This window comes from Thermocrispum agreste DSM 44070 (assembly GCF_000427905.1).
Lineage (GTDB): Bacteria > Actinomycetota > Actinomycetes > Mycobacteriales > Pseudonocardiaceae > Thermocrispum > Thermocrispum agreste.
In genome coordinates this window covers 126,536-139,911 of sequence record NZ_ATYX01000007.1, presented here as the reverse complement: position 1 = coordinate 139,911, position 13,376 = coordinate 126,536, and the positions used below count along the sequence as shown (strand labels likewise).

Genomic DNA, 13,376 nt, shown 5'->3' with positions numbered 1-13,376 from the left:
CACGGTGAGCGCGACGACGGTCATCGTGGGCGCAGGTGTCGCCGGTGCGAGCGCCGCGCTGCGGCTGCGCACCGGCGGCTACCAGGGCCGGGTCGTCCTGATCGGCGACGAGCCGCACCCGCCGTATCGCCGCCCTCCGCTGTCGAAGGATCTGCTCAGCGGCAAGACGCCGGAGGAGCGGATCCGGTTGCGGCCGCCGGAGGTGTGGGAGCAGCAGGGCATCGAGCTGCGCACCGGCAGGCGGGTGGTCGCGTTGGACGTGGAGTCCCGCACGCTGGAGCTCGACGACGGAGACGAGCTGGCCTACGACCAGCTCCTGCTGGCCACCGGAGGTCGTGCACGCGAGTTGCCGCACGCGGCCGCTGTGCCGGGGGTGTTCACCCTGCGCACCATCGGCGACGTGGCCGCCCTCCGGCACAGGTTGCGGCCGGGCAGCTCGCTGTTGGTCGTCGGCGCCGGGTTGATCGGCGGCGAGGTCGCGGCCACCGCGAGCGGTCTGGGTTGCTCGGTCGTGCTGCTGGAAGCCGAGCGGCATCCCATGTCGCGACTGCTGCCGCCGCAGCTGGCCGAGCCGTATGCCGAGCTGCATCGCCGGCACGGCGTGGAGCTGCACACGGGCGTGCAGGTCGCGACGTTCGAGCCTGCCAATGGCTGCGTACGGGTCACCGACACCACGGGGCGGCAGTGGACGGCCGACACGGTGCTGGTGGCGGTGGGCATCGCGCCGAACACCGAGCTGGCCGCTCGAGCGGGCATCGCGGTGGACGAGCGGTTCGGCGGGATCGTCGTCGACGAGTACCTGCGGACCTCGGCGCCGGGAGTGTTCGCGGCAGGCGACGTGGCGTGCCTGCCGAACGTCCACCTGGGTGGCCGTCAGCGCGTGGAGCACTGGACCAACGCGCAGGAACAGGGCACAGCGGCGGCGGCAGGCATGCTCGGTGAGCGCACGGTCTTCGACAAGGTGCCGTGGTGCTGGTCCGACCAGTACGGCAAGAGCTTGCACGTCGCCGGGTGGCCGGCGGCCGACGACGAGGTGACCGTGCGCGGACGGGTCGAGGAGCACGAGTTCACCGCGGTGTTCCGGCGCGGCGGGCGGCTGGTGGCCGCGGTGAGCATGAACCGGCCGAAGGACGTCCGCATCGTGCGCGGGCTGATCACCAGTCGGCCCGGTGCCACCGTCGACGAAGTGTTCGCCGCCCTCGGGTGAGCCGTGTCAAGTTGGTTGACACGGCACGCGGGTGATGCAAACGTCGTCAGACGTGACCCGACCGCGCAATCGCATGCAGTATCCGGAGGCGGCCCGCCAGCTGTTGCGGGAGACGTTGTTCAACGCGGCCAGTGACCTGATCGCGGAGAAGTCGTGGGCGGAGACCCGGATGGCCGACGTGGCCAAGGCCGCCGGGGTGAGCAGGCAGACGCTGTACAACGAGTTCGGGTCGCGGCAGGGATTCGCGCAGGCGTTCGTGCTGCACGAGGCGAGCCGCTTCCTGGCCGCGGTGGAGGACGCCATCACCGCGCACGCCGACGACCCGCGCGCCGCGCTGGCCGCCGCGGTCGAGGTCTTCCTCAAGTCCGCCGAGCAGGACCCGCTGATCGCCGCCATCGTCAGCGGCCGTGGCGACGACGGCCTGCTGCCGCTGCTGACCAACCAGGCGGGGCCGGTGCTCACGTTCGCCACCGACCAGCTCACCGGCGTGCTCACCCGGACCTGGCCGGACGTGCCGGATCACGCGGTCCGGCTGGTGGCGGAGAACGTGACCCGGCTGGCCATCAGCCACGCGGCGACCGCGACCGCGCCCGCGGAGCAGACCGCCGCCGCGCTGGCCGAGCTCTTCGGGCCCTATCTGGACTGCATGGTCGAACGCGACTGACGGCGGAACGGCCTCGGTCTCGGCTGGATCGCGCTGGTGTTCGCGACACGGGCGCGCCTTCCGTTCGCTGCCGGAGCAAACTTCGTTCCCGCTGCGGCGACCGGCCAGGGTGGCCGTGGCTGGTCAGGCCCGGCGGCGTACCGGCGTTCGGCAACGGCGCATCGTGTGTCTCACCGTGCTTTCGGCGGGCGAGGTACCTGCCGCCGGTCATGCGGGCTGTGCACGGCGCGCCCAGGGAATGCAGATACTGCAGCACGTACCGATAGGAGCTGCAGCACGTACCGATAGGAGCGCAGCCATCCCGGCTGGCTGTACGACAGGCCGACCTCCTGGCAGAACAGTCGGCCGGGCACCGTCTGTGCACCACGACCGGGCGGTCACCCGACTACCACGACTGGACTGCGGCCCGGGTACTGCGGCCGAGCTGCCGCCCCGCGCACCCGCGGCCGGGCTTGCCGGACCGTGTCCGGACCGTGTGGTCGAACGGGATGGCGGAGGAGCTGCTGGCGCGGCCGTGGTCGGATCGCGGCGTTGCTTGTGGCGGTCGGGCCTACCGGTCGGCGGTTGCCGGAGGGTGCGTTCAGCCGATCCGCTGCCCGCGCACCGTGACCGGCCCGCCGCGCTCGTGCCCGACCGCAGCGGTCACCCCTGGCCGACGTCCGAAGGAGCCCGGTTGCCGCGATGGTTGGTCTCCTCGCTGCCCAGCCGCGGGAACGGTTTGGTGGAGAACACCACTTCGACCGGCACGTCGAAGTACTCGGCGATCTTCAGCGCCAGGTACAGGCTGGGGCTGTATTCGCCGCGCTCCAAATACCCGATCGTCTGGTAGTGGACCTTGAGGGCGTCGGCCAGCTGGCGGCGTGAGATGCCGCGCTCGGCACGGAGCATCGCGATCCGGTTGTAGATCACTTCGCTCATGTCGGGCACACCTCACGCTCGCCTGCTGCCGAATCTGCTCGACTGCTCACCATTCACTGCACACGCTGCAAGGCACGGTCCCGTCGGGCGGCCACCGTCGATCCCGATTCTCGCCTGGCCATCCTGCGCAGCAGGATCGGGGCGAAGATCAGCCCGACGACGATCCACACCCCGAGTACGCCGATCATCTCCGCATACCGCCACGATCCGCCGATCTCCACCGCCGCGGCCGCATCGGGCAGCAGCGCCGACCGCATGCCGAGGCCGAGCCAGTAGATCGGGAACAGCTGGGCGATGAACTGCACCCAGCCGGGCAGCGCGGTGATGGGGTAGAAGACGCCGGAGATCGCCACCAGGCCCAGCAGCGGCAGCATCACCAGGCCCATGTTGCGCGGGTTGTCCGACAGCGAACCGATCATCGCCCCGATCGGCATGGTGGCGATCAGCCCGAGCGCCAGCACCCAGGCCAGCGTCAGCCACGCGTTCAGGCTTTCGATCCGGAACCCGTCCAGCAGGAACAGCCCGGGAATCAACACGATCAGCATGGCGAGCGCGCCGTCGAACGCACCGACGATGATCTTGCCGACCAGGTAACCGAACATGCCGTTGGGCACCGCTTTGGCGCGCAGCAGCGTGCCGTCCTCGCGCTCCACCATCAGCGACGCCGACACGCCGACCAGCCCGGCGAAAGCGACCTGCATGCCCAGCACGCCGGGCATGGCGGCCGAGCCGACGGAGATGTCCGTGCCCGGCAACGTCGAATCCCTCAGGAAGTACATCACGATCAGCGTGATGGTCGGGAAGAACAGCACGCTGAGCAGGTCCGGCCCGCTGGTCAGCATCTGCCTGATCTCCGCCAGGCCACGGCGGATGCCCGCGCGGATCGCCACACCGCTTGCGTTCATCGGGCCCCCTCCTCGTCGATGTCCCGGCCGTGCGGCTCGGCGGCCACGGTCACCTGCTCTTCCCTGCCGAAGAAGACCTGGGCGGCGTCCTCGTCGCCTGCCAGGCCGGATTCCATTCCGTACACCAGTTTCATGTAGGTGTCCTCCAGGCTGGCCCGCCGGACCTCCAGGTCCTGCACGGCCGAGCCGTGCTCGGTGAGCAGTCTGCGGACGAACGTGGTGGCGTCGTCGGTGGAGTGCACGTGACGTTCGGTGCCGATGCTCCACCGCACCTCGGCCTTGGTGGACACCATCCGCGACAGCGCGTCCGCGGAACCGTCCGCGATGATGCGCCCGCCTGCGAGCACCAGGATCCGGTCGGCCAGCTTTTCCGCCTCGTCCAGGTCGTGCGTGGTCAGCAACACGGTGATGTTCTCGTCCGCCAAGCGGTGCACCAGGTCGTGGAACTCGCGCCTGGCATGGGGATCGAACCCGGCCGTGGGCTCGTCCAGGAACAGCACCTCCGGCTTGCCGACGATCCCGATCGCCACGTCCAGCCTGCGGCGCTGGCCGCCGGACAACCGCATCACCCGCTTGTCGGCGTGCTCGGACAGGCCGACCGCCTCGATCAGCTCGTCGGTGTTCCACGGCCGGCGGATCGCCTCCGTCGAGTACGGGGTGTAGAACGAGCCGAGGTGGTGCAGCAGCTCGCGCACCCGCCATTTGCCGTGGTCGCGCCAGGACTGCAGGACGATGCCGAGGCGCGCCCGCCAAGACTCGTTGCCGTGCGCCGGGTCGGTGCCCAGCACCGACACCGAACCGCCGGAGCGCATCCGGAAGCCTTCCAGGATCTCGATCGTGGTGGTCTTGCCCGCGCCGTTCGGGCCGAGCAGTGCCAGCACCTCCCCCCGCTCAGCGCTGAACGTGACCCCCTTGAGCACGTCGTTCGTGCCGTAACGCATGTGCAGGTCCCGGACGTCGATGACGGTGTCGGGTCCGGGATCCGCCAACCCCCCGACCTCGGTTGCCGTCTGGGTGGCAGAAGCCGAGGTTCCTCCCTTGTCGACCTCAGTCATGCGACGAAATTTAGCACATGTACTACATCCAGTTGAATCTATATTGCTGAACATCGCTCAGGTATGACAAATGGTTGGGCACCTACTACGTCCGTGAGCTGCCATAGGTCGTGCCGGGACGGCCGTCCAGTGGCCTGGAGCCCGGTGCTGTCGGCAGGAGCGACCTGCTGTGCGGGCGAGACAACGGGAAGAACGTGGCCCGGCAGCTCGGTGTCCGAGCCGATGTCAGACGACCGGCCTGCCGGTGCGCAGGCGCCGCCTGGTGTCCCAGCGGATCACGTTGAACGGGAATTCCCGGAGCGGTCGCGGCAGCACCCGGTTCACCTTGCCCAGCATCTGGATGACGCGGTCGAACCGCCGTTGCTGCCGCTCGGACCACGACACCCCGAGCTCGTCCCGGAACTCGGGATAGAGGAAGCCGATGGCCATGAACTCCATCACCGGGCCGAGCAGCCACTGCAGCGGCTTCGGCAGAAACGTGCCACGCGCGAAGCCACGCAGATAGCTGCGCGTGTCGTCGTCCATCTCGATCTTTGTGACCTCGCGCTGCCAGTACTCCTCGAAGGCGGCACGGTCCGCGGGCCATTGCTCTTCGCGGACTTGCAGCGTGGTGGCGTAGCGGCGGGCGTCCTGGTACAGCTCTTCCCGGGTGCGCTCGTCCGGCTCTCCCCACAGCAAGCGGCAGGTGTCTTCGGTGCCGCGGTAGATGCAGGCGGCGACCCACAGCTGCAGCTCCGGGTCCATCGCGTGGTACTGCACCGGGCTGTCCGGTCGTGAGCGCACTCGGGCGTGCACCCGGTTGATCTGGCGGCGGATCTCCTTGCGTTCCTCCGGTGTGCCGTCGACGGCCATCACCAGATACATCAGCGTGGTGCGGGTGCGCTTGAGCGGGTGGCGGTACAGGTTGCCGGATTCCACCGGGCTGTGCACCACGCCGTGCCCGACGGGGAGGCGGGCCAGCTGCATGATCACGTTCGCGCCACCGGCGAGCAGGGCGAGGCCGGTGAGCCTGTCGCGGATCCTGGCCGGCTCAGCCACCGTCACCTCGCCTCTCGGAGACTCTCCGCCATGCGGCTCACGGCGGATTCATGACACCAGGTGACCACAACCGTTGTCAATTGGGCGCTCAGAACGACAGCAGCACCAGCGTGCCCAACGTGGCGGTTTCCACGCAGGCCCCCAGCACGTCCCCGGTGACGCCGCCGAACCGGTGCACGCACCTGGCGAGCAGGGTGAGGGCGCATGCCGCTCCGACCACGACGGCCAGCCCGGCACGCCACGGCGGTAGGGGAGTCGGCAGGCTCGCCGCCGCGACGAGAGCGACACCGGCCAGCAGTGTCGTCACCGCGGCGAGCCGGCCGACCGTCCCGGCGACGGTCGCGCCGAGCCCTTCGGGGCGAGCCGACGGCACGCCCCGTGCACAGCACAGCGCCAGCACCAGTCGTCCGGCCAGCATGCCGACGGCCACCGCGAACGGACCGTGCCCCGCCGCGATCGCGCCGGTGATGGCGGCAGCTTGGCCGCCGAGCACGAGGACGACGGCCACGACTCCGCTCGGGCCGGTGTCTCCGCTGCGTATGACCGTCAACGCTCGCTCCCGGTCGTAGCCGGCGCTCAGGCCGTCGGCGGTGTCGGCGAGACCGTCCCAGTGCAGACCCCGGGTGCCGAGAGCGCCGGTACCGATGCACAGCAACGCGGTGAGCAGAGCGGGCAGCCCAAGCGCTTCACCGGCTGCCGCAACGCCCGCGGCCAGCACCGCCAACGGCAGCACGGCAACGGGGGCAAGCACCATTGCGGCGCCCGCGACGCGGCGGTCGACGACGCTCGGAGCGGGAACGGGGAGCGCGGTCAGCGTGCCGACGGACAACAACAGGGCGTTCACGATGGCTCAGCGGGGCGTCCCGCCGTCCGGCGGGACGACTTCGGACAGCAGACCCATGTCGCTGATGACCGCGCGGGCGGCGCGCAGGAACGGGATCGCCTGCACGGCGCCGCTCCCTTCGCCCAGCCGCATGCCCAGGTCGACGATCGGCTGCAAGCCCAGCGCCTTGAGGGCGAACTCCTGCGCCGGCTCGGTCGATCGGTGCCCGGACAACCACCAGGCGGCCGCACCCGGCGCGATCTCCGCGGCGACCAGCGCGGCGGCCGTGGTGAAGACGCCGTCGAGCACGACCGGTGTCCTGCGTGCGGCGGCTTCCACGACGAATCCCGCCGTTGCCGCAGCGCACGCGCTGCCAAGCACGGTGAGCAGGGAGAACGGGTCGGTGATGCGCGCCTCTGCGCGGTCCAGTGCCGCCTTGACCACGGCTGTCTTGTGCGCACGTGTCGCCGGGTCGATGCCGGTGCCGCCACCGACGACCTCTTCGGCAGGCAAGCCGAGGTGCGCGGCCACCAGCGCGGACGCGATGGTGGTGTTGCCGATCCCCATGTCGCCCGGGATCAACAGCCGGGCACCCGCGGCGATTTCCGCCCGTGCGACGGCCTGGCCTTCGCGGAACGCGCGCGCCGTCTGCTCGGGGCTGAGCGCATCCGTGGTGTCGATCGAGCCCGAACCCCGGCAGACCTTGTGCGCCAGGATTTCCGGTGGCATGTCCGTCAGATCGGCGTCGACACCGATGTCCACGACCCGCACCTGCGCTCCCACCTGGCGAGCCAGCACGTTCACGCCACCCTTGCCGCTGTGGAAGACCCGCACCATGGCCGCGGTGACGTCGCGCGGATAGGCCGACACCCCGTTGTGACTGACGCCGTGATCACCGGCGAACACCACCACGTGCACCGGGTCGACCGGGCCGGGCGGGACGCTGCCGTGTCTGCCCGAGAGCCACGCGGCCAGCTCTTCCAGCCTGCCCAGCGACCCTTTCGGTTTCACCAGGCTGTCCAGGACGTCCCGCGCGCGCCGCTCGGCGTCCTGGTCCGGGGCCGGGATGGTGGGGATGCCGGGAACGATCACGGCGCCTCCAATCGGATCGGGCGGCCCGCCACCATGAGCAGTACCGCGTCGGACTCGCTGGCCATGCGGCTGTTCAGCACACCGAGTTCGTCCCGGAACAACCGCCCGGACGGGGTGCTCGGCACGATGCCGCTGCCCACTTCGTTGCTGACCGCGACGACGGGAACGCGCGCGGCTCGCCAGGCCTGCACCAGCTCCTCGACCTCGTGCTCCAGCCGCTCTTTCCACCCTGGTGCGGCGTCCCATGCGCCGGCCTCGTCGCAGATCCGGGCGAGCCAGGTGGCCAGGCAGTCGATCAGTACCGGGGCGTCGGCCGCGCGCAGGGCGGCGGCGATGTGGATCGTCTCGACCGTCTCCCAATGAGCGGCCCGGCGCTCGCGATGGCGCCGGATGCGCTCGGCCCACTCCTCGTCGTCGCCCGGCGGTGCCCCGGTCGCCAGATAGATCACCCGGCGCCTGCCGGCGAGCAGCTGCTCCGCGTACGAGGACTTGCCCGAGCGGGCGCCGCCGAGGATCAAAGTGCGCCGCGGAGGAGCCAGCTGAGCAGCAAGACCGTCGAGCACGTGCGCGCCGCGCCGGACGACGGCGGCCAGTGCCGCGCGCAGGATGGACGTCACGCGGTCATTGTGGCAGCGGTGCGGTGGCCGGGAAATGTGAGTTTCCGGGCAGAACGCCGTTCGGTGCGGCGTTGCTCGGCTAGCGTCCGGGGGTCATGAGCGAAGCGCGACGGCAGCCGGGGAAAGGCCTGCTGGTGGCCGGAACCACCTCGGACGCGGGCAAGAGCCTGGTCACGGCCGGCTTGTGCCGGGCGCTGGCCAGGCGAGGCGTCTCGGTCGCCCCGTTCAAGGCGCAGAACATGTCGAACAACTCGATGGTCTGTGCCGACGGCGCGGAGATCGGCCGTGCGCAGTGGCTGCAGGCCCGCGCCGCGGGGGTCGAACCGGAAGCGGCGATGAACCCGGTGCTGCTCAAACCGGGCAGCGACCTGCGCAGTCACGTGGTGATGATGGGCAAGCCGTTCGGCACGCTCCAGGCGGGGGAGTTCGCCGTCGGGCGGCACGAGCTCGCCCGGCACGCCTTCGCCGCGCTGGAGGACCTGCGGCGGCGTTTCGACGTGGTGATCTGCGAGGGCGCGGGCAGCCCCGCGGAGATCAACCTGCGTGCGGGCGACTACGTCAACCTCGGGCTGGCCCGCGCCGCGGGTCTCCCGGTCGTGGTGGTGGGCGACATCGATCGTGGCGGGGTCTTCGCCGCCATGTACGGCACGCTGGCGCTGCTCGACCCCGGCGATCAAGCCGTGATCGCCGGCTGGGTGGTGAACAAGTTCCGGGGCGACCGCGGCCTGCTGGAGCCGGGCCTGCGCGAGCTGGAGAAGCGGACCGGCCGCCCGGTGCTCGGCGTGCTGCCCTGGCTGCCGGGGGTCTGGATCGACTCCGAGGACACGCTCCCGGTCACGGCGTGGCGGGACAGCCGATCGGCGACCGGGCTCACCGTCGCCGTCGTCCGCCTGCCCAGGATCTCCAACGCGACCGATGTCGATGCGCTGGCCGCCGAACCGGGGGTGAGCGTGACCGCGACCGCCGATCCGGCTGCGGTTCTCGCCGCCGACCTCGTGGTCCTTCCCGGGTCGCGAGCCACCGTCAGCGACCTGGCCTGGCTGCGCGACCGGGGACTGGCGGCGGCGCTGCAGGCCCGGGCCCGGTCCGGCAGGCCGATCCTGGGCATCTGCGGTGGCTACCAGATGCTGGCCGAGCAGATCGACGACCGGTGGGAGTCGGCCGCCGGAACCGTCGAGGGACTCGGGTTGCTTCCGGCGCGGGTGGTGTTCGCCGAGGAGAAGGTGCTGGGACGGCCGCACGGAACGTGGCGAGGGCACGAGGTCACCGGTTACGAGATTCACCACGGCACCGTGTCGGTGACGGGGGAGGCCGAGCCGTTTCTGGACGGCTGCCGGCTGGGCGCGGTCTGGGGGACCATGTGGCACGGCGCGTTCGACAACGACGGATTCCGGCGGGCATGGCTGGCCGAAGTCGCCGCGCAGTCCGGGGTCGAATGGCAACCGGACGCGGCGGCACCGGGGTTCGCCGATCTCCGCGAGCGGATGCTGGACCGGGTGGCCGATGCCGTGGCGGAGCACGTCGATCTCGATGCGGTGACCCGATTGATGGACGCCGGCCCCGGGCGGTTGCCCACGCTGGTGCCGCGGTTGGCGTGAGCGCGGGGACAGACGCCGTCCCTCGGCCGAGCCGGGGACCGCGCGGCGTGCATACTGGGCGCGGGGTTGGAGACCGACCGAGGAAGGACTCACCAGCGTGCAGCAGCAGGTGCCGGATCACGTGGCCGAAGCCGTCGAGCAGTGCGCCAAGGCAGCCAAGCAAGCCGCGCCGTCGCTGGCCGCCGCCTCCGACAAGGCGATCGACGCGGCGTTGAGTGCGATGGCCGGCCGGCTGGAGTCGGCGCGCGAGGAGGTGCTGGCCGCCAACGCCGAGGACGTCGCCAAGGCCAAGGCGGACGGGATGAGCGCGGGCCTGCTCGACCGGCTCACGGTCACCGAGCAACGGCTGGCCGGCATGGTCGAGCAGCTGAAGCTGCTGTCGACCACCCCGCACTTGGAGCGCGAGATTCCGGTGAAGGAGCTGAACGGCGGGCTGCGGCTCATCGAGCGCCGTCGGCCGGTCGGGGTCATCGGCGCGAACTACGAGGCGCGGCCGAACGTGACCGTCGACATCGCCTCGCAGCTGGTGAAGTCGCGCAACGGTGGTGTCCTGCGCACCGGTGGGGCGGCGCTGGCGTCGGCGAAGAAGCTGATGGAGGTCGTCATCGCCCCCGGCCTGGCCGACGCGGGCATCGACCCGGACGTCGTGCAGTTGGTGCCGGTACCCGAGCGGGAAGCGGCCTTCGCGCTGGTGGGCCTGCCTGCGCTGGTGCCGCTGGTGATCCTGCGGGGCAGCGGCGACAGCACCCGCGCACTGGCCCGCGCCGCGGCCGCCAAGGACGTGCGGACCCTGGCGCACGCCGACGGTGGCGGAGTGCTGTTCGTCGAGCGCAGCGCCGATCTGAGCAAGCTGCACGACCTGGTGTTCGAGAGCCTGGACCGGCTCGGCGTCTGCAACCGGTTGAACCTGCTGCTCATCGACGAGCCGATCTACGACAAGGCGTGGGAGGTCGTCTCGCAGGCGCTCGAGAAGCGGGGTGTGCGGCCGTCCCTGCCGCCGTACGACCACCCGATCGGCTACGAGTGGGCGCTGGATTCCGAGCGCGAGGCCACGGTGACCGTGGCCAAGGTCGACGGGGTGGACGCCGCGGTGGCGATCGCCAATGACGAGACCTCCGGGCTGGCCGCGGGGATCGCGACCGAGGACGCCGACGCGGCGGCGCGCTTCCTGGACGGCTACACCGGCACCGGGGTGTTCTGGAACGCGACGACGCGCCTGCTGGACGGCTTCAAGCTGCTGGCCGTGCCGGAGACCGGGATCAACCTGGACCGGGTGCCCGGGCCGCGCGGTCCGGTGACCTACCAGGACCTGTACGTGCGGCAGTACGCCGTGGTGCCCGCCTGACCGGCCGGCCTGCGTCGGCTGACCGGCCGGCCTGCGTCGGCTGACCGGCCGGCTTGCGTCGGCTGACCGGCCGGCTTGCGTCTGCGGGTGTGGTCAGGTGGTGTGCACGATCAGCACGTCGATGCCTGCTTTGCGGGCCACCTCGGAGGGAACCGAGCCGAGAATGCGCCCGGCGAGGGTGTTCAACCCGCGGTTGCCGACCACCAGCAGATCCGCGGAGTGCTCCTTGACCACGCGCAGCAGCGTGGCGACCGGCTCACCTTCCACCGCCACGGTCTCCACGTCCCGGGCGCCCTGAGCCGCCGCTCGCTCCCGCGCGGTGTGCAGGGTCTCGTCGGCCGGAGCCGAACCGACGACCTGGTAGGCCTCGTCACGCAGGATGTCCTGGGCTTTGTCGACCACCTCTTTGCTGGCGGGATAGTAGGCGCAGGCGACGACCAGTTTCGCCTGCGCAGCGGCGGCCACCTGGGCGGCGCGATCGACGGCGGCGTACGAGGACTCCGACCCGTCAGTGCCGACGACGACGGTTCGGTAAGCGGTCATGGTGGCTCCTTTGTGTCCGTGACGCCTCTGCGGCACGCGCTGAAGACTAGCGATGCGCGCTGCCGTATGCAGATCAACAACGAGCGTTCGGGTGTCAGGTTTCGGTCGGTGCCAGGATTGCCCGGCTCGTGTGACCACCGCGACGTGCTCCGGCCGGGACACGCGCTCCGGGGGCCGGTAGGGCGAGGGCGACCTGGCCGGAATGGACCAATTGAGGACGTGCGGGCCTCCGAGGCGTCGTCGCAGCCCCGCTTCGGCTTTGCTTTCGGCTGCCGGCCGGCGACGGGTGACGACCCCGAATCCGATGACTCGGCAGCGGCCGCCGGGGCAGGTCTCAGTTGGCCCCGTCGGCCTGCTGCACGACCGGCTTGAGCGCCTTGACCGTGTCCATCTCTGCGGTGGACTTCGCCGCCTTGCCGGCGCCCGTCGCGTCGTTGGCGTCCTTGCCCTTGCCCTCGACCTTGCCGTCCTGCTTCGCCGTGCTCTGCTCGGTCACCGACGTCGCCTCGGCGAGCAGGCCGTCGGCCTCGGTGATGGCCGTGCGGGCCGCGTTGATCTGGGCCGCGATGCGGGCGCGCAGCCGGCGCAGCGCCTCGACGCGCTCGGCGGCGTAGTTGATGCGGTGGTTGGCCAGTTCGGTCGCCTCCCGCACCCGCCGCTCGGCTTCGCTGGCCGCTTCGGCCAGCCGGGCGTTCGCCTCGGTGATCGCGTCCTGCTTGCGCCGGTTGGCCTCCTCGATCGACTCGCGACGCTGCTTGGCGATCAGCTCCTGGTGCTCGGCCAGCTCCCGGGCGATCCGCTCCTTGTGCTCGGACAGCTCGCGAGCGATCCGCTCCCTGGTCGCCTTGGCCTCCTCGGCGGCTTCCCGCAGCCGCTTCTCCGCCTCGGCCTTGCTCTGTGCCTCCTGCTCGGCCAGCTGCTTCATCGCCTCGGCGCGCCGGGTCGCCATGGCGATGTCGAAGTCCTCCTCGATCTTGGTGCGGCGCTCGGCGGCCTCCTTGTCCAGCCGCTGCCGTTCCTGCTCGGCCTTGGCCAGCAGCTCCTCGGCCTCCTTGCGCGCCTGCTCCATCGTCGTGCGATGTTCTTCCTCCATCGCCTGACGGCGCTTGTCCAGCTCGGCGAGCTGCTGGTCGTAACGCGCGCGCAGGGCGCTGGCGTCGGCTTCCGCCTTCGCCCGGATGTGCGCCGCTTCGGCTTCGGCGCGGGCCTTCGTCTCGGACGCCTCGTCCTGGGCCAGCTTCAGCATCCGCTGCAGCCGCTCGGACAGGCCCTCCATCGTGGTGGGTGGCTGGGAGAGCCGGTTGACCTTCTCGCGCAGCTCGTCGATCTCCGAGCGCGCCTCCTCCAGCTGCCTGGCCAGGTCGCTGGCCTGCTGGATGGCCGCGTCGCGGTCCGAGGTGAGCATCTTCAGGTCCGCGTCGAGGCGTTCCAGGTGCTCGTTGACTTGGTTAGGGCTGTATCCGCGTCGTACGACATCGAAGCCGGCACCCAGCGGTACCAGATCCCCGTCCTCGCCGAAGTTCATGGCTGCCAACGTTACCCGTTCGTGTTCGATCTTCCGTGCCGGTCGG

General features: G+C 70.8%; 13 protein-coding genes. 4 read left to right on the top strand and 9 right to left on the bottom strand.

Annotation, left to right across the window (positions count from 1 at the left end):
- The first annotated feature begins 4 nt into the window (after positions 1-4).
- Positions 5-1,207, top strand: coding sequence for an NAD(P)/FAD-dependent oxidoreductase (locus YWY_RS20350; protein WP_051309760.1), 1,203 nt, complete (start codon positions 5-7; stop codon positions 1,205-1,207).
- 52 nt (positions 1,208-1,259) lie between these two features.
- Complete coding sequence (locus tag YWY_RS0104915) at positions 1,260-1,871, top strand: TetR/AcrR family transcriptional regulator (protein ID WP_028846695.1); 612 nt, start codon at positions 1,260-1,262, stop codon at positions 1,869-1,871.
- 642 nt (positions 1,872-2,513) lie between these two features.
- Here YWY_RS0104915 and YWY_RS20345 read toward each other — a convergent pair.
- The 7 genes from YWY_RS20345 to cobU all read right to left on the bottom strand — a co-directional run bounded on the left by YWY_RS20345 (position 2,514) and on the right by cobU (position 8,319).
- Entirely contained in the window at positions 2,514-2,789 is a 276-nt protein-coding gene (locus YWY_RS20345; RefSeq protein ID WP_051309870.1) for a helix-turn-helix transcriptional regulator, read from the bottom strand.
- Positions 2,790-2,842: 53 nt separating this feature from the next.
- Complete coding sequence (locus YWY_RS0104905) at positions 2,843-3,694, bottom strand: ABC transporter permease (RefSeq protein WP_028846694.1); 852 nt, start codon at positions 3,692-3,694, stop codon at positions 2,843-2,845.
- Positions 3,691-4,635, bottom strand: coding sequence for an ABC transporter ATP-binding protein (locus tag YWY_RS20340; protein WP_245566568.1), 945 nt, complete (start codon positions 4,633-4,635; stop codon positions 3,691-3,693). The genes YWY_RS0104905 and YWY_RS20340 overlap by 4 nt, the downstream gene beginning before the upstream one ends.
- Before the next feature lie 339 nt (positions 4,636-4,974).
- Entirely contained in the window at positions 4,975-5,787 is an 813-nt protein-coding gene (locus tag YWY_RS0104895) for an oxygenase MpaB family protein (RefSeq protein WP_028846693.1), read from the bottom strand.
- Positions 5,788-5,875: 88 nt separating this feature from the next.
- Entirely contained in the window at positions 5,876-6,634 is a 759-nt protein-coding gene (locus YWY_RS0104890; protein WP_028846692.1) for an adenosylcobinamide-GDP ribazoletransferase, read from the bottom strand.
- A gap of 3 nt (positions 6,635-6,637) precedes the next feature.
- Complete coding sequence (gene cobT, locus YWY_RS0104885; protein ID WP_245566557.1) at positions 6,638-7,702, bottom strand: nicotinate-nucleotide--dimethylbenzimidazole phosphoribosyltransferase; 1,065 nt, start codon at positions 7,700-7,702, stop codon at positions 6,638-6,640.
- On the bottom strand, positions 7,699-8,319 hold the full coding sequence (cobU, locus tag YWY_RS24365; RefSeq protein ID WP_028846690.1) for a bifunctional adenosylcobinamide kinase/adenosylcobinamide-phosphate guanylyltransferase: 621 nt from the start codon (positions 8,317-8,319) through the stop codon (positions 7,699-7,701). The genes cobT and cobU overlap by 4 nt, the downstream gene beginning before the upstream one ends.
- Before the next feature lie 95 nt (positions 8,320-8,414).
- On the opposite strand from cobU, the gene YWY_RS0104875 reads away from it, so the two are divergent.
- Both YWY_RS0104875 and YWY_RS0104870 read left to right on the top strand, forming a co-directional pair.
- Positions 8,415-9,917 carry a cobyric acid synthase gene (locus YWY_RS0104875; RefSeq protein WP_028846689.1) on the top strand — a complete coding sequence of 501 codons (1,503 nt, stop codon included), beginning with the start codon at positions 8,415-8,417 and terminating at the stop codon, positions 9,915-9,917.
- A gap of 109 nt (positions 9,918-10,026) precedes the next feature.
- Positions 10,027-11,262: an aldehyde dehydrogenase family protein gene (locus tag YWY_RS0104870; protein WP_028846688.1), complete on the top strand. Its 1,236-nt coding sequence runs from the start codon at positions 10,027-10,029 to the stop codon at positions 11,260-11,262.
- Between the two features lie 93 nt (positions 11,263-11,355).
- Here YWY_RS0104870 and YWY_RS0104865 read toward each other — a convergent pair whose 3' ends face one another.
- Together YWY_RS0104865 and YWY_RS20335 are read right to left on the bottom strand one after the other, a co-directional pair.
- Complete coding sequence (locus tag YWY_RS0104865; protein WP_028846687.1) at positions 11,356-11,805, bottom strand: universal stress protein; 450 nt, start codon at positions 11,803-11,805, stop codon at positions 11,356-11,358.
- Positions 11,806-12,139: 334 nt separating this feature from the next.
- Entirely contained in the window at positions 12,140-13,330 is a 1,191-nt protein-coding gene (locus tag YWY_RS20335; RefSeq protein ID WP_084608942.1) for a coiled-coil domain-containing protein, read from the bottom strand.
- Positions 13,331-13,376 lie beyond the last annotated feature (46 nt).